Raw genomic sequence first — 19,771 nt, forward strand, 5'->3', positions numbered from 1 at the left:
CTCAGGGTATTCCCGGAACAATAAGAACAGGCTTACCGATGAGCCAGAGTCTCAGCCCGCTGCGCAAGTTCGTTTCACCTGAAATCATGTTTGGCGCCGGTTGCCGGCACAATGTCGGCAATTACGCCAAGACGTTCGGCGCACGCAAGGTGCTGATCGTCACCGATCCCGGCGTGATCGCCGCAGGATGGGTCGCCGACGTCGAGGCCAGCCTCCAGGCCCAGGCCATCGATTACTGCATCTACAGTGCCGTCTCGCCCAATCCCCGGGTCGAAGAAGTCATGCTCGGGGCCGAGCTGTACCGGGAAAACCACTGCGATGTCATCGTCGCGGTCGGTGGCGGCAGCCCCATGGATTGCGGTAAAGGCATCGGCATCGTCGTTGCCCATGGTCGCAATATCCTGGAATTCGAAGGCGTGGACACCTTGCACGTGCCCAGCCCACCGTTGATCCTGATTCCCACCACCGCCGGCACCTCGGCGGACGTGTCGCAGTTCGTGATCATTTCCAACCAGCAAGAGCGCATGAAGTTTTCCATCGTCAGCAAGGCCGCGGTGCCGGACGTGTCGCTGATCGACCCGGAAACGACCCTGAGCATGGACCCGTTCCTGTCCGCCTGCACCGGCATCGATGCGCTGGTGCATGCCATCGAGGCGTTTGTATCCACCGGCCACGGCCCGCTCACCGACCCCCATGCGCTGGAGGCCATGCGCCTGATCAACAGCAACCTGGTGCAGATGATCGCCAACCCGGCGGATGTCGCCCTGCGGGAAAAGATCATGCTGGGCAGCATGCAGGCCGGCCTGGCGTTCTCCAACGCGATTCTCGGTGCGGTGCACGCGATGTCCCACAGCCTGGGCGGGTTCCTGGATTTGCCCCATGGCTTGTGCAACGCGGTGCTGGTGGAGCATGTGGTGGCGTTCAACTACAACTCGGCGCCCGAGCGTTTCAAGGTGATTGCCCAGACGCTGGGTATCGATTGCCGGGGCCTCAATCACCGGCAGATCCGTACCCGGCTGGTGGAACACCTGATTGCCCTCAAGCGCACCATCGGCTTTCACGAAACCCTGGGGCTGCACGGGGTGAGCATTTCGGATATTCCGTTCCTGTCGCAACATGCGATGCATGACCCGTGCATTCTCACCAACCCTCGGGAGTCGAGCCAGCGGGATGTCGAGGTCGTCTATGGCGAAGCCCTCTGACGAACAGCAAAAAGCCCTGGCCGGGCTGCTGGGATTGGGCAATCACTCCACGCGCAAGAGCCACTATCCGGAACTGGCCGCGCGCCTCGATGAGCTGGAACAGGCCCGGCAACACCTGCAACAGCTCAACGATCAGTTGGAACAGCGGGTGGCCGAACGCACCGACGCGCTGCTGGAGGCCAACCGCAACCTGCAACAACAGATCGCCCAACGCGAGCTGATCGAACAACAACTGCGCGACGCCCGGGACGCTGCGCAGGCGGCCAACCGCAGCAAGGACAAATACCTGGCCGCCGCCAGCCATGACCTGCTGCAACCGCTCAACGCCGCACGCCTACTGATCGCCACATTACGCGAACGCTCGCTGCCCACCTCCGAACACGTGCTGGTGGAGCGTACCCACCAGGCGCTCGAAGGGGCGGAAGACCTGCTCACCGACCTGCTGGACATCTCCCGGCTGGACCAGGCTGCAGTCAGGCCGGACCTGGCGCCGTATCGGCTGGATGAGTTGCTCGCGCCGCTGGCTTCGGAGTTTCAATCGGTGGCTGGCGCTGCCGGCTTGGAGCTACGGGTACGTTTCGGCGACGAAACAGTGATGACCGACCTGCGGCTGATGACCCGGATCTTGCGCAACCTGCTCAGCAATGCCTGTCGCTACACCGCTCAGGGCGGCATCCTGTTGGCCGCGCGGCGTCGGGGCGAGCGGTTGAGCCTGGAGGTCTGGGACACGGGGCGCGGTATTGCTGCCGACTGCCTGGAGTCGATCTTCCTGGAGTTCAACCAGCTGGACGTAGGTCGCGCTGCCGATCGCAAGGGTGTCGGCCTGGGTTTGGCGATTGTCGAGCGTATCGCCCACATTCTCGGTTATCGGGTCCAGGTACGTTCCCGCCCGGGGCGCGGTTCGGTATTCAGCATCGAGGTGCCGTTGTCTGCTGAAAGACTGCTGCCCATGGCCCAGATGCCCGCCCAGGCCGTCGCCGGTAACCCGCTGCCTGGCCGCCGTCTGCTGGTCATCGACAATGAGCTGAGCATTTTGCAAAGCATGGCCGCGCTGCTGGGGCAGTGGGGGTGTGACGTGTTGACCGCCACGGACGAGGCGGGTGCCTTTGACGTGCTGCAAGGCCGCGCGCCGGAACTGATCCTAGCGGATTTCCACCTGGATCATGGCGTCGTCGGGTGCGAAGTGGTCAAGCACTTGCGCGAGCATTTCCAACAGACGATCCCGGCGGTGATCATCACCGCCGATCGCAGCGACCAGTGCCGCCGCGCCTTGCGCAAACTCAATGCGCCACTGCTCAACAAACCGGTCAAGCCCGGCAAATTGCGGGCGGTGTTGAGTCAGTTGCTCGGGTAGCGGGTGGAGAGGTGACGCCAGATTTCACCAACAATCCCTTGTGGGAGCGAGCCTGCTCGCGATAGCACTGGGTCAGCTTGCATCACTGTCTAATGCGCCACGGCCATCGCGAGCAGGCTCGCTCCCACATTTTTCAGCCAGTGCGCCATCAAAACGCCGTCATTTGGTCGGTGTTTATGCCTTGAATGAAAAAAGGGGCTTCGGTCTGTTTAGTTCATTCTGTAAACTCCCCCCGCTGCGACAATCGGGCGCGGCCATGTCTGGCCCGATTACAAGCGTTTTGCAGTGTCCCTCACCCAGCTGAAGCCAAGACCTACAAGAAGTCAGCGCCGGAGAGACATAAAAGCGAGGCCGATGATTCTCGGCCCCTGTAGGTCCATCCTCCAGTCTCGTCTCGACCCCAGTCATGCCGTATGCCGGCCATGGCGTGGTCTATCCTTGCAGGACTGGTGGGCGGAATGGCGTTCTACCCTAGGGATACACACATGTTGAAGAAAACACACACGGCGCTGCTGGGCCTGGCGATGGCGATGGGTCTTGCGACCACGCACGCCGCCGAAGCAAAAAAAGTGGATGTCCTGCTCATTGGTGGCGGCATCATGAGCTCGACACTCGGCGTTTGGCTCAATGAGCTGGAACCGGACTGGACCATGGAAATGGTCGAGCGCCTGGACGGTGTTGCCCAAGAGAGTTCCAACGGCTGGAACAACGCCGGTACCGGCCACTCCGCGCTGGCCGAGCTGAACTACACGCCCGAAGACAAGAATGGCAAGGTCGAAATCGCCAAGGCCATCGAGATCAACGAAGCGTTCCAGGTTTCCCGTCAGTTCTGGGCCTGGCAGGTCAAGAACGGCGTGCTGAAGAACCCGCGCTCGTTCATCAACTCCACCCCGCACATGAGCTTTGTCTGGGGCGAGGACAACATCGCGTTCCTGAAGAAGCGCTACGAAGCCCTTCAGGCCAGCCCGTTGTTCGCCGGCATGCAGTACTCCGAAGATCGCGAGCAGATCAACAAGTGGGTACCGCTGATGATGCAAGGGCGTGATCCGAGCCAGAAAGTCGCGGCCACCTGGAGTCCCTTGGGCACCGACGTGAATTTCGGCGAAATCACCCGTCAGTTTGCTGCTCACCTGCAAACCAAACCGAACTTCTCCCTCAAGCTGTCCAGCGAAGTGCAGGACATCACCCGCAACGAAGACGGCACCTGGCGCGTTGCGTACAAGAACCTGAAGGACGGTAGCGAAACCGAGACCGACGCCAAGTTCGTGTTCATCGGCGCTGGCGGCGGTGCCTTGCACCTGCTGCAGGAAGCCGACATCCCCGAAGCCCGTGAATACGCCGGCTTCCCGGTAGGCGGCTCGTTCCTGGTGACCGAGAACCCGACCGTCGCCCAGATGCACCTGGCCAAGGCCTACGGCAAGGCTTCGGTTGGCGCACCGCCGATGTCGGTTCCGCACCTGGACACCCGCGTGCTCGACGGCAAGCGTGTGATTCTGTTTGGCCCGTTCGCCACTTTCTCCACCAAGTTCCTGAAGAACGGTTCGTACTTTGACCTGCTGACCAGCACCACCACCCACAACGTGTGGCCGATGACCAAGGTGGGTATCGAACAGTACCCGCTGGTTGAATACCTGGCCGGCCAGTTGATGCAGTCGGACGAAGATCGCTTCAACGCCCTGAAGGAATACTTCCCGGACGCCAAGCAACAAGACTGGCGCCTGTGGCAGGCCGGCCAGCGCGTGCAGATCATCAAGCGTGATGAAGAGAAGGGCGGCGTCCTGAAACTGGGTACTGAAGTGGTCGCCTCCCAGGACGGCAGCATCGCCGCTCTGCTGGGTGCTTCGCCAGGTGCCTCGACTGCTGCGCCGATCATGCTGACGGTGCTTGAGAAGGTCTTCAAGGACAAGGTCGCCACCCCGGCCTGGCAGGAAAAACTGCATCAGATCGTGCCAAGCTACGGCACTAAGCTCAACGAAAGCCCTGAGCGTGTGGCTCAGGAGTGGGCTTACACCAGCGAAGTCCTGCAACTGGACACGCCACCGACGATCGGCCAGCAGCGCACCGCGCCTGCACCGACTGCGCCGGCCGCTGCCCCGCAAAGCAACCCGGCGGCCGACATGGCGCTGTAAACCGGACGTTGTCTGGTGAATAAAAAACGCCGCTCATCGAGCGGCGTTTTTTTTCGTCTATGATTTTTCGATCCCCGAAGAGGATCAAACCATGACTCGCCTGACCGCCAAGGACTTTGCCCCCGAACTGCTCGAGCTTTACGATTTTTACGCCCACGGCCAGATATCCCGACGGATCTTCCTGGAGCGGGCCAGTCAGTTTGCGGTGGGCGGGCTGACGGCCGGCGCACTGCTGGCGTCGTTGAGCCCCAACTATGCCCAAGCGATGCAGGTGAACTTCACCGACCCGGATATCGTGGCGCAGTACATCACTTATCCCTCTCCCAACGGTCACGGTCAGGTGCGCGGCTATCTGGTCCGGCCAGCCAAGGCTAGCGGCCCGGTGCCCGGTGTGGTGGTCGCCCATGAGAACCGTGGCTTGAACCCCTATATCGAGGACGTCGCCCGGCGTGTGGCCAAGGCCGGTTTCGTGGCGCTGGCGCCGGACGGCCTGACCTCGGTGGGCGGGTATCCGGGTAACGATGACAAGGGGCGCGAGCTTCAGCAGCAGGTTGATCCCGAGAAGCTGATGAACGATTTTTTCGCTGCTGTTGAGTTTCTGATGAAACACGACGCCATTGGCGGCAAGAAAGTCGGCATCACCGGTTTCTGCTACGGCGGCGGGGTGGCCAATGCCGCCGCCGTGGCGTATCCCGAGCTCGGCGCGGCGGTGCCATTCTACGGGCGCGGGCCCAAACCTGAGGACGTGCCGCGAATCAAAGCACCGTTGCTGATCCACTACGCCGAACTCGACACCCGCATCAACGAAGGCTGGCCGGCCTATGAAGCAGCGCTCAAGGCCGGGAAGAAGACCTATCAGGCCTATATCTATCCGGGCGTCAACCATGGCTTCCACAACGACTCGACCCCGCGCTATGACGAAGCGGCTGCCGAACTGGCGTGGGGGCGCACCCTTGAATGGTTCAAGCGTTACCTGGGGTGAGCGCCACGTCGCGGCTCAGTAGCGAATCATCACGGACTTGAGTTCCGTGTAGTCGTCGATGAAGGCGCTGCCGAACTCCCGGCCCATCCCCGAAGACTTGCTGCCGCCAAAGGGCACGGCCGGGTCGAGCAGGGTGTGCATGTTCACCCATACGGTGCCGGCTTCGATGGCGGGCACCATGCGCAGGGCCTTGCCCAGGTCATTGGTCCAGAGGCTGGCACTCAGGCCGAACGGCGTGTCGTTCATCAGCTCCAGCAGTTCTTCTTCACTGTCGTAAGGCAAGAACGTGGCGATCGGGCCGAAGGTCTCTTCGTGAAGCAAGGTATCGCTGCGACTGTTGGCAAGGATGATGGTCGGCTCGACATAACAGCCCGGTCCGTCGATCAACTTGCCGCCGTGAATGATGGTGTTGTCTTGTGCCCGGGCTTTGGCAAAGAACTCGCCGAGTTTGCGCTGATGCTGGCGGTTGGTGACCGGGCCGAACTCGGTGGCTTCGTCCAGGGGCGAGCCGATATTGAGTTTGCTCAGGCGCTGGGCCAGTTTGTCCATGATCGGTTCAAGCTGCGAACGATGGACAAAGAACCGCTCGGCCGCCGCGCAGATTTGCCCTGAGTGCAGAAAACCCGCTTCGATGATGCCGTTGACCGCCACGTCCGCCGCCACGTCCGGCAGAAAACCCGCCGCATTCTTGCCGCCCAGTTCCAGTGTGGCACGGGTCAGCCCGGCGCCCATGGCGCTCTGGCCGACGGCGAGGCCGGTTGGCACGGAACCGGTGAACGAAACCTTGTTTGTGCCAGGGTGCTCGATCAACCCTTTGCCTACTTGACCACCGCCGGTCACCACGTTGAGGGCACCCGGTGGCAGGCCCGCGTCCATGGCCAGTTCGGCGATGCGCAGGATGGTCAGCGGCGTGAACTCGCTGGGTTTGATGATGATGCTGCAGCCGGTCACCAGTGCCGAGGCGAGTTTCCAGATGGCAATCATGGTGGAGAAGTTCCACGGCACGATGCCGACCACCACGCCCACCGGTTCGCGCAGCGTGAACGCGGTGTAGCGTTCACCGGCGAAGGAGGGCAGCGACGGGGTGATGGTCTGGCCGCTGATCTTGGTGGCCCAGCCGGCGTAATAACGCAAAAAATGCGCGGCCTGGTCGACCTCGAAAGCGCGGGATATCTGGATGATCTTGCCCGACTGGCAGGTTTCGATCTGCGCCAGTTCTTCGCGATGGCGCTCCAGTAGGTCCGCCAGCTTGAGCAGCACGTGACCGCGCACGGCCGGTGCCGCCGCAGACCACTGTTTGAATCCGCGCCGCGCCGACTCCACCGCCGCATCGATATCGCCTGGCGAGGCTTCGCTGACCTGTGCGATGACCTGGCCGGTGGCGGGGTTGACGACGTCCAGCGTCTGCGCGCTTTGGCTTTGGACATAACGACCGTCGATGAACAGCGCGTGGTGTCGGGCGAGAAAAGCTTCGACCTGAGGTAGCAGGGCAATATCGCTCATGAGGGTTTCCTGATCGCGGGCAAGGGAAAGTCTGGAGGTTAATCCCTGGGGGCCGATGCGGCTTGACTGTGCCTGCCGCGGGGTATGTCTGTGGCTGCCAGTTTCCGGGAGGGGCTGGCAGCCAGGAGCAAAAGCCATTGCAGCCATGTACAAGCCAGCGCGACCGGTTTGCGTTCAGATCAGTGTTTCGACTGACGGGCAAAGGGGCGGGCGATGTTTCTCCAGACCAACAAACAGAAGCTGGCGTTGATCGCGCAAATACAACGCGCATTGGCCGGAGAGGGCGGCGACGCCCCGATGCTGGAGGTGTATCCGTCACTGCGGGACTGTCTTGAGCAACACGCACGGCAGATGACGCAGGCAAGCGAAGACCTGCACAATGCCCAGGCACAGGTGAGCGAGCAGAGCGCGCGAGGCCGGCAACGTGAGCATGAACTTGAGGTGACTCGCCAGCAGTTGGAACAGGCCCTGGAGCGCGAGCATCGGCTTGAAGCACGCCTGGATGAACACCGCCAGCAGTTGCAGCAACTCCAGCAGCAAGCGCACATCTGGGAGCTGCTGCAATCGACCCTGACCGAAGGCTGCTGGGACATCACGGTGGCCAATGGCGATCTGCAGCACCCCGCCAGCGCCATGCGTTTTTCCGGTCAGTTCCGCTCGCTGCTGGGCTACACCGCCGATGAGTTACCCGATGGCTGGGATGCCCAGGTCAGCATCACCCACCCTGACGACCTGCCAAAGATCATGGCGATTTTCGAGCGGGAAATCCTTGGCTCCCAGGGCAGCGGCGAGTACGTATTCGAGTACCGGATGCGCCATAAGAGCCGGGATTACATCTGGTGTCGCGAGCGTGGTCGGGCGTTACGGGATTCGCACGCACGCCTGGTTCGGGTCATCGGTGCGGTGCGCGATATCAGCGATGAACGCTCGGCCCAATCTACCCACCAGCGCATGCTGGAGCAGAACCAAGTGACCTACGCCCAGATTGCCACCGTGGTGGGGGTGATCAAGGGCATCGCCGAGCAGACCAATCTGCTGGCCTTGAACGCCGCCATTGAAGCGGCCAGGGCGGGCGAGGTCGGGCGCGGTTTTTCCGTGGTGGCCGATGAGGTGCGCAAACTGGCAGAAAGCACTCGTCAGGCGACCCATCAGATCCAGACCATGTTGCATCAGCACAAACAATAATCCGCCCGGGAGCTGCCTTCGGGGCAGCTCCCGGTTGCTTCAGAATGGAACCGCTACCACCAGTTGGCTGTAGACATTGGTGCCGTTGCCATTCACTTGATTGCCGCCGTTGCTCGCGTCCTTTTCCGGCTTGTACAGACCCACCAGTGGCGTGACGATCAGGTGTTCGTTCACGGCCCATTCCACATACAGGTCCAGCTCCCGTCCATCGAGATTCAGCGCGTCGCGGGTGTGCAGGGTCTTGTAGTCGAAGAATAGCGCGCCGATAGTCACTGCCTCTGTTGGCTTGAGCTTGAGCCCCAGGTGCTGGACAGCGGTGTTGCTGTTGAACGGCCCGGAATAGTTGCCGGTGACTTCGCCCTGGAACCAGGTGCCATAGCCGCGACTCGTGCCGTTGAACATCGAGTCCCAGTCCTTGGAGTAGCGGCTGTAGCGATAGGTCAGGTCCGGGGTCCAGGGCAGCTCAGCGAAGGTGTAGCCGGCTTCGGTGTACCAGGCTTTCTCCGGGCCCGCGTCCTTGTCCTGCCAGGCATATTCGAAGGCAAAGTGGGCATTGTCGATGCCGGCATTCCCCGCGCCCCGCAGGCTGTAGATGTCCATGCCTTCGCGCTGCTTCTGGAACTCGCTGGCGTAGCGATCATCGACGTCGATGCCATGGATGTAGGTCAGCCCCAGTGTGCCTGGTGCTGCGCTGTATTGCAGGGTACCGGCGGCCATTTCGGTATTGGCCTGGGCGCGGTTGTCGGACTTGATCCACATCAGGCTGCCGTGTACGCCTTCCTGGCCGCCCAGGCGCAGCACGGCGGTCTTGTCGAAGGCATGACGGGCCGCCAGGTAATAGGCGCCGCCGCGGTTGAACTCACCGTCGGCCACGCCTTTGCCCAGATTCAGACCGTCGTCATTGATGATGAAGCCATCGCCGAGGGTAATGACCTGGCGACCGTAGGACAGGTCGACGCCGTCCTTGCCCAGCGCCGGGAACAGATCCCCTGAACGCCAGCCGGCAAACGCTTCATCGAACTTGGTGGTGCGTTCGGATCCGTCGCTCAGGCCCGCGGCATCGCCGTCGCCCCAGGTGCCGGAGCTGACCAGATTGGCCGTCCCGTAGACGCTGCCCATGGCGCCGAGTGTCTGGTCGATACTCAGGCCATACTTGATAAAACCCTCACGCCAACTTGAGCCGCCGCGGGTGCCGTCATAGTTCTTGCGACTATTGAACATCCCGTAGACCGCCAGGAAGTTGCCGGTAACCGTGGTGTCGTCGTCGGTGTAAAGCTCATAGGCCTGGGCCGACGAATCAGCCACCAGCAGGGCGATTCCAAGGCCGATGGCGTTGCGCAGCAAAGGTGTATTGCGGGTGTGCTCCATGGTGTTTTCCCCAGTGTGATAGGACATCAGAGCGCCCATTAAGGGGAGACCGGGGCAGGGAAGTCTTTTACCTGCCTGCCAGATAATTGATCCAGCCCGCCAAGGCGCGAGCGCTGGCAGGCAGCAACAAAACCGGCGGCAGACACGGGCAAGACGCTCGGGCCGAGGGCGGCGCACAGTGATCCTGCACGCGACGCCGTTTCGATCAGGGACTGGCTGGGGAAGGCTTGAGCGCCGGCTCCTGGACGGCAGTGGCATCCATACTAAAAATCCGCTTTCGAGGATCTTCACGATGTCGATCAATGACAGGCTCACCGAGCACTTGAACCGGGGTACGGTGGGCTTTCCCACCGCGTTGGCCAGCACCATTGGCCTGATCATGGCAAGCCCGGTGATTCTCACCGCCACCATGGGCTTCGGTATTGGCGGCAGCGCCTTTGCCGTGGCGATGTTGATCGCCGTGGTCATGATGCTGGCCCAGGCGACCACCTTCGCCGAAGCCGCCTCGATCCTGCCCACCACCGGCTCGGTCTACGACTACATCAACTGTGGCATGGGACGCTTTTTTGCAATCACCGGTACGCTGTCGGCCTACCTGATTGTCCATGTGTTCGCCGGGACTGCGGAAACGATCCTGGCCGGGGTCATGGCCCTGGTGAATTTCGAGCACCTCAACACCCTGGCCGAATCGGCGGGTGGCTCCTGGCTGTTGGGCGTGGGGTTCGTCGTGGTCTTCGGCGTGCTGAACGCGTTTGGTGTCAGCGCCTTCGGCCGGGCCGAGATCATCCTCACGTTCGGCATGTGGACGACCCTGATGGTGTTCGGCGTATTGGGCTTGATCGCCGCTCCGGCGGTGGAGCTGGAGGGGTGGTTTGGCGCATCCGTGGTGGGCACCGATCTGGTGACGGTGCTGTCGCTGGTGGGCATGGCCATGTTCATGTTTGTCGGTTGCGAGTTCGTCACGCCACTGGCGCCGGACCTGCGGCGCTCGGCCACGACCATGCCGCGGGCCATGATGCTGGGGTTGTTCGGCGTTGCCACGTGCATGTTCATTTATGGCGCGGCGATGAAGCGCCAGGTCGAAAACGTGCTGCTCGATGCCACCAGCGGCGTGCACTTGCTGGACACGCCCATGGCGATTCCGCGATTCGCCGAGCAGGTCATGGGCGATATCGGCCCGATGTGGCTGGGGATCGGCTTCCTGTTTGCCGGAGCGGCGACCATCAACACCCTGATGGCCGGTGTGCCGCGGATTCTGTATGGCATGGCGGTGGATGGTGCGCTGCCGCGGTTTTTCACCTATCTGCACCCTCGTTTCAAGACCCCCGTGCTGTGCATCCTTGTGGCGATGCTGATTCCCTGTCTGCACGCGCTGTGGCTCGGCGGCAATACCGACAACATCATGCACCTGGTGCTGGCTGCAGTGTGTGCCTGGAGTTTTGCCTACCTGTTGGTGACCGTGTCGGTGATCAGCCTGCGGATCCGTCGTCCGGATCTGCCTCGGGCCTATCGCTCACCGTTTTTCCCGCTGCCTCAGATCCTGTCCAGTGTCGGCATCGTCATCGGCATGTGGTTCATCACTCCACCAGGCATGAATCCGGCAGACATTTACGTTCCATTCGCGGTGATGCTCGGTGGCACTGCGGCCTACGCCTTGTTCTGGACCCTGGTGGTGCAGAAGGTCAATCCATTCAAGCCCGCGTCGGTGGAAGACGTGCTGGCCAAGGAGTTTTCCCATGAGCCAGGGCAACCTGTCAGCGAGTTTGACGAACGTGCTGCGAAGACTGTCTGAGCTGTTCAGTGCCCACCGCGCCCCGGTCGGTTATCGTCCCGGGGTGACGCTGGAACACTTGCGGCGCAACCTCGGGCTGGCGCGATTCGAGATGTCCGGCCCGGTGACGGCGATGGCCGTCACCGATGATGGTTGCTTGCAGGTGGAGATCGTCGAGCGCACCGAGTCGCAGTTGTTGATGCACCTGGTGATGACCGAGTTCGTGCTGCGCGTGCCTGCGTCGAGAGAGGGCACGGCACGCGTGGAACTGCACCATGGCGGGGCCGTGCGTCGCCAGGGTATTCGTTGTCGGCTCAAGGAAGGGGACAATCAGCTGTCGGCTCGTTTGAAGACGGCGATAGAGGGCGATCCGGCGCTGTACCAAGCCCTCATGCCGCTGGACTTCAAACGCCTGCGCATCGATCTGCAAGACCACCAGTGGTGCGTGCGGCTGGAGCACATGGGCGGCAGTGAGGTGGTGAATCGGATGCCGGCCTTTCGGCGCTACATTGCTTTGAGCCGCGAGCAACGGATTGCCTTGTGGGCGGTCTTGAGCGGCTTGCAAAGGGTACTGGGAACACTCTGATTTGTGGGCTTTGCCCTGGCATCAATTGTGCTACTGCTCTGGCGATCAGGTACTTGTTGCGCGCATATAGATAACATGTTAACTATTGCCGTACAAAAACAATAAGCCACTGCGGAGAGCGCCATGAGCATGCATCAGGTTGGGCAAGACGGGCTGGAGACCTGGAACCGGGATCTGCGCGCGACTTGCGGCCATTTCGAGACGGAACTGGCCTTTAATCGCGCGCTGTTTATCGGTGAGGTGTCGAATTTCTTCCGTGGCGGTCTTTCCCTCGCCAACTTGCGTACCAACGCTGGCTGTATCAAGCGTCACTCGCCCAATTCCGACCACGATGACGACCAGGATTGCTTCCTGGTCAGTCAGCGCAGTGGATACTCGCGCATTACTCAGAACGGCCTGAGCATCCAGCTGGCGCCCGGCGAACTGCTATTGATGGATTCGGTGGGCTCGCTCGAGATCAGCCCGTTCGGCCTGATTGAACACGCGGTGTTGTCTCTGTCCCGCCAGGATGTGTCCAGGAAACTGGGCGGGGAAACCCGGACCTTCGGCAAGATCTCCTCGCGCAAGGCTTGTGGGCGCATGTTGCACGTCTTGATGGATCAGCTGTGCAAGGACACTCCCGACGGTGAGGGCGCCACAGGAGAAGGTGAAGCCTTGCAGAATGCGTTTGTTTCGCTGCTCGGTTCGGCCCTGGAACAGGGCACCGGATCGGAGGATGACGGCGTTGCGTTGCAAGGCAATCACTTGCGCAGTTATGTGCAGAAAGTCATCGACGAGTCCCTGACCCAGCCCGGCTTGAGCCCGGTGGGCCTGGCCAACCGTCTGAACATTTCGGTGCGACATCTGTACCGTTTATTCGAAGAACAGGATGACAGCGTCTGCCGCTACATCCAGCGGGCCCGGCTCAAGCGCAGCGCCGATGACCTGACCAATCCGTTCCTGCGGGACGAATCCATCACTTCGATCGCCTACAAATGGGGCTTCACCGATTCGGCCCATTTCAGCCGTTCGTTCAAGAAACAGTTCGAGCTATCGCCCAAGGAATTTCGTGCCAGCCATCTGCAACAGGTACAGGGGGTGGTTTGAGTGGTGGGCGCATTCAGGGTCGGCTCAAGCTGACCCACGGCTATCGCGAGCAGGCTCGCTCCCACAGTGGATGGGGGGAGGATGGGGCTGTGGGAGCAGGGCTGCCGGTGATGACGGCTGCGTCGACATCATCGCCAGCCGACGCACCGCTCCCACACGCTCAAACCTCGGGCAAGGTCGAGCCGCCGTCCACCACCAGGGTTTGTCCGGTCACATACGCGGCCAGGTCCGATGCCAGAAAGAGCATGGCGCCGGCGATGTCGGACGGGGTGCCCAGGCGTCCCAGCGGTACCCGACGGGCGATGTCTTGATTGACCGCATCATCCCCCAGGTTCGCCATGGCCGGTGTCGCGATCATCCCGGGTTCGACGCCGTTGACCCGGATATGCTCACTCGCCAGTTCCAGTGCCGCATTGCGGATGAACCCGTTGACTCCGGCCTTGGACGCCGCATAGTGACTGAGCCCTGGATAAGCCACCCGCGGGCCGGTGACCGAGGAGGTCACCAGCACGCAGCCCTGGCCCTGCCGACGGAACATCGGCAATGCTCCCTGAGTCAGCCAGAACAGCGCCGAAAGGTTGACTGCCAGCGTGCGCTCAAGCATCGGCGGTGTGATCCCGGCAAAGGGTGTCAGGGGAAAGTACCCGGCGTTGTGCACCAGAACATCCAGCCTCCCCAGACGCTGCTCCAGATCAGCCATCAGCGTACTGATCGCCGTTGCATCGGCCAGGTCCACGCCCACGGCCTGTACCTGACAACCTGCAGCGGTCAACTCGCTCGCCACCACCTCGGCCTGTGCCAGGTCCAGGTCAGCGATCACCACACGGCCCCTACGCCAGGCGAAGGCTTCGACGATGGCCCGGCCTATACCCTGGGCACCGCCCGTGACCAGCACCGTTTTTGCGCTGAAATCCAGGTCATCAGGCATCGGTGGCCTCCATCCGGCTGAAGGCCAGGGTTGGTACGTCTACGATGCTGGAGCCACCGTCGGCCACCAATGCCGCGCCAGTGATGATCGAGGCTTGATCCGAGGCCAGGAAGCGACAGACATGGGCAATTTCCTGCGCGCTGGCGGGCCTGCGCAATGGCACGTCCGCGCAGACCCTGTCGTAGGCCTGCTGCAGCGTTTCGCCGTGAAACTGCATCAAGACCTGCATTTCCTCATCAGCCATCGGCGTGCGCACCCAGCCCGGGCAGACGGCGTTGACCCGCACCCCGCGCGGGCCGTAATCGCGCGCCAGGGAGCGGTTCAGCCCCAGCAGCGCGTGCTTGGCGGTGGTATAGCCGCAGACTTGCGGGCCTGCCGCCAACGACGCGATGGATGCGATCAGGACAATGTTGCCAGCGCTTTCCTGCAGCAGCGGCAGGCACGCCCGGGCGCTGTAGAAGGCGCTGTCGAGATTGCTGCGCATGGCCGCTTCCCAGGTCTGCGGGCTGGTCTGGGTGGCGCTGCCCAGGCCCATGCCGCCAGCGCAGGCCAGCAGCACATCGAGCCGGCCATAACGCTCGCGGATCTGTGCGACGAAGCCGTCCCAGGTCGTCGGGCACGCGGCATCGCCCACCAGCACCAGGCCGCCTATTTCCTCGGCCAGTTGCGCCAGAGGTTCGCGGCGTCGGCCGATCAGCACCAGGTTGGCGCCCTCAGCGGCATACAACCGGGCGCAGGCGGCACCGATGCCAGTGCCCGCGCCCGTGATCACGATGGTGCGCAATTCAGGCATCGGGATATTCCGTCCGGTTGAGAACCTGGCAGTAGGAACTGACGGGGAAATTGGAAAACTCATCGAAAGACGCGCCGGCATAACCGAAAATCTTGCCGTCGCTGCGGTGCTGCTGCATGTCGATCAGCACCAGGCCCAGGGTCGGGATGATCTTTTCCCGCCAGACGAACAGGTACAACTGATCGGCGATCTTGTAGGTGTCACACCGGTCGGTATCGCACAGGCCCTGTTCGACACCCTTGAGGCACTGCCAGGAATAGAACCGGTCGTTGAGATAGATGTGTTCGTAGACTTCGCTGGGGCTGTAGCGATACAGGTTGCGCAGGCCCACCAGTTCGGTGGTCGGTGCATGTGGGCACAGGCCCTGCTGCCAGGGGCGGTCGAGACTGCCGTGAAGGAACTCCACTTTCACGCCCGTCAGTGGCTGGCCGGCCAGCGCGCGGCTGTACAGACCTTCGCGAGTTTGTTCTTGCCCGGGCATGCTGCCGATCACTGCGGTGAACGCCGCGTGAGCGGTATCAAGTACCAGGCTGACCGACCAGGCTTGTGCGCCTTCGTGCTTGACGAAATCCACCAGGTAGAGGCCTGGCCGCACCGACGTGGCCCGATAAGGCGCGGTGCCGCTGGAATGACCATCGGCTGCGTTCCATGACAGGGTTTGCTGTTCGAAGCGGTGTTCGATCTGCCAGCCATTGGCGAAATTCAGGGTGAAGGTCTTACCGTTCAGGTCGGCCAGGTTCGGCAGGATGAACGCTTCAGGGGCAAAGCCGTCGGCCAGGGCGCCGACGGTGATCCAGTCTGTAGGTGTGGTCATTGCAAGACTCCGGTTGGATGAGATAGCCACCCGGATCATGGCGCCTTGCGCGGGGCTGGCCCATCAACCGAATGGTTGAACCGGCACAGGCAATGGCTTAGAGGAACAGGCTGCTGACCAGCTCGGTTCGATTGCTCACGCCGGTCTTGCGAAACAGGTTGATCAGATGCGTCTTGACCGTGGGCAGGCCGACGTCCAGCTCTCGGGCCAACTCTTTGTTACTGACGCCCTGGCGCAGCAGCAACGCTATCTGGCGTTCCTTGGGGGTCAGGCTACTGAGCGAGTCGTCCTGCGGCGGCAGGTTGGCGACGGCCAGTTGCAGTAACGCTTGCAGCGCTGCGAGCTGCGTCAGTTGCTCGCTGGTGAAGACGCCTTGCTCGGCGGTGCGCAACAAGGAAATAGCCGCTTGAGGCCGACTGCCCCAATGGGCGAAGACTTCCACCACATCCACCACGTCGTAGCGCTGTAAAAAATGGCGGTAGCGATGGCTGTCACGGATTGGCTGGCGGGCCATGGCCAGCCCAAGAGGCACCACGGCCAGGTCGCTGGAAACGTAGTTGCGCGGCTGCAACGGATCGAACTGGCGATAATTGTCCAGATAGTCGCGATGCATCTCGCCGCTCATGCCATGCAGGCTGAAGTCATGGGCTTGCAACTGTCGGTCGACGCAATAGAAGGCCGCTCGACTGGCGGGAACGAGCTGGGTGAACGCGTGCAGGCAATGGCCGGCGATGTCCTGGGAGGGGATGACGTACATGCTCGCAACCTTCGCCAAGAGGGCTGCCGGTGAATCCGGCAGCCGGGTCCGGTCAGACTACCGCGAAGTAGTGTTTGACAAAACTTTCGCTGACCACTTCCCACAATACCGGCGTACCTTTGGTCACGAACCAGCTGTCGCCGGCCTTGTAGCGGGTGCTCTGACCGCTGGCTTCATCGGTCAGCACCACTTCGCCAGTGACCACGGTGGCCTGTTCGGCGAACGGATAAACCATTCGGAACTTGCCCTTGGTCGTGCCGAAGTAGGCGCTGCTGACCGCATCGGTGGGGGCGCCGAAGGTCATTTTGCCGAAGGCTTTGACTTCGCCTTCGAGAATCTGCGAACCGAGATCGGCGACGGTGCCCCAGGCGTCCAGGTCGGACAGCTGGATGTCTTTCTTGAGGTTGATAAGGGGCATGGCAGTGACTCCTGATGAGTGAAAAAAACAGCGGGTATGTATGTCTAGTACCGGTCCGTGAAGGCGCTGGGATCTGTGGGAGCGCCTAACTGACTGGCATCATGGCCATCAGCGACGGCCATTCCAGTAACCCGACAGCTGGTGCCAGGACTTGCCGGCGGTCAGCAGCAGTGGACGGATGGCGTCCTTGCCGATGATGGTCGGACGCCTGACGGAGCTGACCAGGTCGTAGCGCGCCGAGCCTTCGCTCATGCCTTCGGCCAGCACCTTGCAGATGATGTGGCTGGGGGTGACGCCAAAGCCTGAATAGCCCTGGACGAAAAACGCATTGCTGCGGCCGGGCAGGGTGCCGATCTGCGGAAACAGGTTCGGGCTGCACGCCATCGGGCCGCCCCAGGCCAGGTCGATCTTCACGTCCTTGAGGTACGGGAAAATCTTCAGCATCAGGCGCCGATTCCAGGCCTTGAGGTCCTGGGGGATGTGTTCTATCAACGGCGTCGCCGCACCGAACAGCAGGCGGTTTTCATTGGTGACGCGGTAGTAGTCGATCACCGGGCGAATATCGCTGTAGGCGCCGCGAATCGGGCTGATGCGCTGGATCAGCTCCTCCGACAATGGCTCGGTCATCATCTGGAAGGCATAGGTATTGATGGTCGAGCGATGCAGCTCCGGCTCCAGTTTGTTGAGGAAGCTGTCGCAGGCCCACAACAGCTTGCTGGCCTTGACCGAGCCACGCCCGGTGCGCACGGTGATGCGCTCGCCGTAGCTGACTTCCAGGGCCGGACTGTTCTCGAAAATCCGCACGCCGTGGCTGACCAGTGCCTTGGCTTCGCCCAGCAACAGGTTCAGCGAATGCACGTGCCCGCCGCCCATGTGCAGCAATGCACTGCTGTAGGCCTTGGACCCGATGATTTGCTGCACGTCGGAACCGCCGAGAAAGCGGATCTCATGCTTGCTGTTGATCGACTTGAAGTCTTTTTCCCAGGCCCGCAGGGTTTTTTCCTGGCGAGCGTTGAAGCCCATGTAGCCGTAGCCATGGCAGAAGTCGGCATCGATGTCGTACTTGGCGATGCGGTCCTTGATGATGTCCGCGCCCAGATCGCTGATCTCGAAGACCTGCCGCAGCCCGTCTTCTCCCACATCCTTCTTGATTTTTTCCAGGTCATGGCCGATGCCGGCCATGATCTGCCCGCCATTGCGCCCGGTGCCGCCGAACCCCAGGTAACGCGCCTCCAGCACCACGATATTGGTAATGCCTTTTTCAGCGAGTTCCAGCGCGGTATTGATGCCGGAGAAACCGCCGCCAATCACCACGACGTCGGCTTCCACGTCCTGTTCCAGGGTTGGGAAACTGAGGTTGTATTTCTTGGTGGCGGTGTAATAGGTGGGCGTTTCGATATTGATCATGACGCAACCTGACAAAGTGAAAAGAAACGCCGTGACAAGCGCCTTCGCAAGACACTGCACGCGATGGCCCTATTAAGAGCCCTGGTGCTGGCGCCTGTCTTGATCATCCGTGCCGGCGGATTTGATCGAGCGCGCCATGGCAGTGAAGGTCGCACCGTGGAAAGTACAATCTTGGGTCTGGAAGGTGCATTTTTCAGTTGCCCCGGATTACCCATACTGAACGGGCCTTAATCACTGATTCCGCCATTTCTGCAGCACCGGGTTGCCGGGCAAAGGCGGGATCGGCAGATGCCAATAATAAAAGAGCCCGTCCATGAAAAAGCCAAATCCGTTGCTCGAAGACCTCAAGCCTATCCTGCCGGTCATTGCCGCCAATGCCTTCCAGGCAGAGAAGGACCGTAGCGTTCCTGTCGAAAATATAGCCTTGCTCAAAGGTATCGGCATGCACCGGGCTTTCCAGCCGAAAAAGTACGGCGGCATGGAAATATCGCTACCGCAGTTCGCCGACTGCATCGCGTTGCTGGCCGGCTCCTGCGCCAGCACCGCCTGGGCCATGAGCCTGTTGTGCACCCACAGCCATCAATTGGCAATGTTCCCGGCCAAAACCCAGGAAGAAGTCTGGGGTGACGATCCCGATGCGACTGCCAGTAGCAGCATTGCACCTTTCGGTCGCACCGAGGAGGTCGAGGGCGGTGTGATGTTCAGCGGCGAAATGGGCTGGAGCAGCGGCTGTGACCATGCCGAGTGGGCGATCGTGGGATTTCGCCGCAAAAATGCCGAAGGAACCCAGGACTATTGCTTCGCGGTGCTGCCTCGCAGCGATTATGAAATCCGCGATGACTGGTACGCGGTAGGCATGCGCGGCAGTGGCAGCAAGACCTTGATCATCGACAACGCGTTTGTGCCGGAACACCGGATTCAGAAAGCCAAGGACATGATGGAAGGCAAATCCGCCGGGTTTGGCCTGTACCCCGACAGCAAGATTTTCTACTCGCCGTATCGCCCGTATTTCGCCAGCGGTTTCTCCACCGTGAGCCTGGGTGTGGCGGAACGCATGCTAGAGGTTTTTCGCGAGAAAACCCGAACCCGCGTGCGCGCCTACACCGGCGCGGCGGTCGGCGCCGCCACTCCAGCGCTGATGCGCCTGGCCGAGTCCACTCATCAGGTGGCGGCAGCCCGGGCGTTTCTGGAGAAAACCTGGCAAGAGCATGCCGAGCACAGTGAGCGCCACCAATACCCCAGCCGCGAAACCCTGGCGTTTTGGCGGACCAACCAGGGGTACGCCACCAAAATGTGCATTCAGGCAGTGGATCGCCTGATGGAAGCAGCCGGGGGTGGCGCCTGGTTCGAGACCAATGAACTGCAACGACTGTTCCGCGATGCCCATTTGACCGGTGCTCACGCCTACACCGACTACGACGTCTGCGCGCAGATTCTGGGCCGTGAACTGATGGGCCTGGAGCCCGACCCCACCATGGTTTGACCGCC

General features: G+C 61.7%; 17 protein-coding genes. 9 read left to right on the plus strand and 8 right to left on the minus strand.

Annotated elements, in window-relative coordinates; all coding sequences use genetic code 11:
• Nucleotides 1-38: 38 nt before the first annotated feature.
• The 4 genes from ercA to yghX all read left to right on the plus strand — a co-directional run bounded on the left by ercA (nucleotide 39) and on the right by yghX (nucleotide 5,667).
• Nucleotides 39-1,202: an alcohol dehydrogenase-like regulatory protein ErcA gene (gene ercA, locus AC3I65_RS11015; protein WP_173407030.1), complete on the plus strand. Its 1,164-nt coding sequence runs from the start codon at nucleotides 39-41 to the stop codon at nucleotides 1,200-1,202.
• Entirely contained in the window at nucleotides 1,186-2,556 is a 1,371-nt protein-coding gene (locus tag AC3I65_RS11020; protein WP_076385143.1) for an ATP-binding response regulator, read from the plus strand. The genes ercA and AC3I65_RS11020 overlap by 17 nt, the downstream gene beginning before the upstream one ends.
• A 485-nt stretch (nucleotides 2,557-3,041) precedes the next feature.
• Entirely contained in the window at nucleotides 3,042-4,685 is a 1,644-nt protein-coding gene (gene mqo, locus AC3I65_RS11025; protein ID WP_274090837.1) for a malate dehydrogenase (quinone), read from the plus strand.
• A 91-nt stretch (nucleotides 4,686-4,776) separates the two neighbouring features.
• Nucleotides 4,777-5,667 carry a YghX family hydrolase gene (gene yghX / locus AC3I65_RS11030; RefSeq protein WP_107321704.1) on the plus strand — a complete coding sequence of 297 codons (891 nt, stop codon included), beginning with the start codon at nucleotides 4,777-4,779 and terminating at the stop codon, nucleotides 5,665-5,667.
• A 15-nt stretch (nucleotides 5,668-5,682) separates the two neighbouring features.
• Here yghX and AC3I65_RS11035 read toward each other — a convergent pair whose 3' ends face one another.
• Entirely contained in the window at nucleotides 5,683-7,170 is a 1,488-nt protein-coding gene (locus tag AC3I65_RS11035; RefSeq protein ID WP_047229921.1) for an aldehyde dehydrogenase family protein, read from the minus strand.
• A gap of 213 nt (nucleotides 7,171-7,383) precedes the next feature.
• Here AC3I65_RS11035 and AC3I65_RS11040 point away from each other — a divergent pair, with 213 nt between their 5' ends.
• Nucleotides 7,384-8,355 (plus strand): methyl-accepting chemotaxis protein, encoded by a 972-nt coding sequence (locus tag AC3I65_RS11040; protein ID WP_488523719.1) that lies wholly within the window; start codon nucleotides 7,384-7,386, stop codon nucleotides 8,353-8,355.
• 39 nt (nucleotides 8,356-8,394) lie between these two features.
• Here the strand turns inward: AC3I65_RS11040 and AC3I65_RS11045 are convergent, their stop codons facing one another.
• Entirely contained in the window at nucleotides 8,395-9,723 is a 1,329-nt protein-coding gene (locus tag AC3I65_RS11045; protein WP_488524305.1) for an alginate export family protein, read from the minus strand.
• 292 nt (nucleotides 9,724-10,015) lie between these two features.
• Here AC3I65_RS11045 and AC3I65_RS11050 point away from each other — a divergent pair, with 292 nt between their 5' ends.
• From AC3I65_RS11050 to feaR, 3 genes are all read left to right on the plus strand, one after another.
• On the plus strand, nucleotides 10,016-11,515 hold the full coding sequence (locus AC3I65_RS11050) for an APC family permease (protein WP_139050442.1): 1,500 nt from the start codon (nucleotides 10,016-10,018) through the stop codon (nucleotides 11,513-11,515).
• A complete protein-coding gene (locus AC3I65_RS11055) occupies nucleotides 11,460-12,080 on the plus strand; it encodes a DUF3156 family protein (RefSeq protein ID WP_076385135.1) in 621 nt (206 codons plus the stop codon). Before AC3I65_RS11050 ends, AC3I65_RS11055 begins: the two co-directional genes overlap by 56 nt.
• 123 nt (nucleotides 12,081-12,203) lie before the next feature.
• A complete protein-coding gene (feaR, locus tag AC3I65_RS11060; RefSeq protein ID WP_454864827.1) occupies nucleotides 12,204-13,166 on the plus strand; it encodes a transcriptional regulator FeaR in 963 nt (320 codons plus the stop codon).
• Nucleotides 13,167-13,326: 160 nt separating this feature from the next.
• Here the strand turns inward: feaR and AC3I65_RS11065 are convergent, their stop codons facing one another.
• The 6 genes from AC3I65_RS11065 to AC3I65_RS11090 all read right to left on the minus strand — a co-directional run bounded on the left by AC3I65_RS11065 (nucleotide 13,327) and on the right by AC3I65_RS11090 (nucleotide 18,283).
• Nucleotides 13,327-14,094 (minus strand): SDR family oxidoreductase, encoded by a 768-nt coding sequence (locus AC3I65_RS11065; protein WP_281459288.1) that lies wholly within the window; start codon nucleotides 14,092-14,094, stop codon nucleotides 13,327-13,329.
• Nucleotides 14,087-14,887 (minus strand): SDR family NAD(P)-dependent oxidoreductase, encoded by an 801-nt coding sequence (locus tag AC3I65_RS11070; protein ID WP_281459287.1) that lies wholly within the window; start codon nucleotides 14,885-14,887, stop codon nucleotides 14,087-14,089. Before AC3I65_RS11070 ends, AC3I65_RS11065 begins: the two co-directional genes overlap by 8 nt.
• Nucleotides 14,880-15,701: a molybdenum cofactor biosynthesis F family protein gene (locus AC3I65_RS11075; RefSeq protein WP_107321710.1), complete on the minus strand. Its 822-nt coding sequence runs from the start codon at nucleotides 15,699-15,701 to the stop codon at nucleotides 14,880-14,882. The genes AC3I65_RS11070 and AC3I65_RS11075 overlap by 8 nt, the downstream gene beginning before the upstream one ends.
• A 97-nt stretch (nucleotides 15,702-15,798) precedes the next feature.
• Nucleotides 15,799-16,458 carry a helix-turn-helix transcriptional regulator gene (locus AC3I65_RS11080; RefSeq protein ID WP_107321711.1) on the minus strand — a complete coding sequence of 220 codons (660 nt, stop codon included), beginning with the start codon at nucleotides 16,456-16,458 and terminating at the stop codon, nucleotides 15,799-15,801.
• A gap of 52 nt (nucleotides 16,459-16,510) precedes the next feature.
• A complete protein-coding gene (locus tag AC3I65_RS11085; protein ID WP_047229912.1) occupies nucleotides 16,511-16,876 on the minus strand; it encodes a cupin domain-containing protein in 366 nt (121 codons plus the stop codon).
• Between the two features lie 108 nt (nucleotides 16,877-16,984).
• A complete protein-coding gene (locus AC3I65_RS11090; RefSeq protein ID WP_047229911.1) occupies nucleotides 16,985-18,283 on the minus strand; it encodes an NAD(P)/FAD-dependent oxidoreductase in 1,299 nt (432 codons plus the stop codon).
• Between the two features lie 313 nt (nucleotides 18,284-18,596).
• Here AC3I65_RS11090 and AC3I65_RS11095 point away from each other — a divergent pair, with 313 nt between their 5' ends.
• Nucleotides 18,597-19,766, plus strand: a complete 1,170-nt coding sequence (locus AC3I65_RS11095; RefSeq protein ID WP_047229910.1) for a p-hydroxyphenylacetate 3-hydroxylase oxygenase component — start codon at nucleotides 18,597-18,599, stop codon at nucleotides 19,764-19,766.
• The last annotated feature ends 5 nt before the right edge of the window (nucleotides 19,767-19,771 follow it).

It is taken from the genome of Pseudomonas sp. N-1-13, from assembly GCF_057787095.1.

Excerpts from the sequence above, each read along its gene's own strand:
- ercA (WP_173407030.1), top strand. The coding sequence starts at position 39 with ATGAGCCAGAGTCTCAGCCCGCTGCGCAAGTTCGTTTCACCTGAAATC.
- AC3I65_RS11020 (WP_076385143.1), top strand. The coding sequence starts at position 1,186 with ATGGCGAAGCCCTCTGACGAACAGCAAAAAGCCCTGGCCGGGCTGCTG.
- mqo (WP_274090837.1), top strand. The coding sequence starts at position 3,042 with ATGTTGAAGAAAACACACACGGCGCTGCTGGGCCTGGCGATGGCGATG.
- yghX (WP_107321704.1), top strand. The coding sequence starts at position 4,777 with ATGACTCGCCTGACCGCCAAGGACTTTGCCCCCGAACTGCTCGAGCTT.
- AC3I65_RS11035 (WP_047229921.1), bottom strand. The coding sequence starts at position 7,170 with ATGAGCGATATTGCCCTGCTACCTCAGGTCGAAGCTTTTCTCGCCCGA.
- AC3I65_RS11040 (WP_488523719.1), top strand. The coding sequence starts at position 7,384 with ATGTTTCTCCAGACCAACAAACAGAAGCTGGCGTTGATCGCGCAAATA.
- AC3I65_RS11045 (WP_488524305.1), bottom strand. The coding sequence starts at position 9,723 with ATGGAGCACACCCGCAATACACCTTTGCTGCGCAACGCCATCGGCCTT.
- AC3I65_RS11050 (WP_139050442.1), top strand. The coding sequence starts at position 10,016 with ATGTCGATCAATGACAGGCTCACCGAGCACTTGAACCGGGGTACGGTG.
- AC3I65_RS11055 (WP_076385135.1), top strand. The coding sequence starts at position 11,460 with ATGAGCCAGGGCAACCTGTCAGCGAGTTTGACGAACGTGCTGCGAAGA.
- feaR (WP_454864827.1), top strand. The coding sequence starts at position 12,204 with ATGAGCATGCATCAGGTTGGGCAAGACGGGCTGGAGACCTGGAACCGG.
- AC3I65_RS11065 (WP_281459288.1), bottom strand. The coding sequence starts at position 14,094 with ATGCCTGATGACCTGGATTTCAGCGCAAAAACGGTGCTGGTCACGGGC.
- AC3I65_RS11070 (WP_281459287.1), bottom strand. The coding sequence starts at position 14,887 with ATGCCTGAATTGCGCACCATCGTGATCACGGGCGCGGGCACTGGCATC.
- AC3I65_RS11075 (WP_107321710.1), bottom strand. The coding sequence starts at position 15,701 with ATGACCACACCTACAGACTGGATCACCGTCGGCGCCCTGGCCGACGGC.
- AC3I65_RS11080 (WP_107321711.1), bottom strand. The coding sequence starts at position 16,458 with ATGTACGTCATCCCCTCCCAGGACATCGCCGGCCATTGCCTGCACGCG.
- AC3I65_RS11085 (WP_047229912.1), bottom strand. The coding sequence starts at position 16,876 with ATGCCCCTTATCAACCTCAAGAAAGACATCCAGCTGTCCGACCTGGAC.
- AC3I65_RS11090 (WP_047229911.1), bottom strand. The coding sequence starts at position 18,283 with ATGATCAATATCGAAACGCCCACCTATTACACCGCCACCAAGAAATAC.
- AC3I65_RS11095 (WP_047229910.1), top strand. The coding sequence starts at position 18,597 with ATGAAAAAGCCAAATCCGTTGCTCGAAGACCTCAAGCCTATCCTGCCG.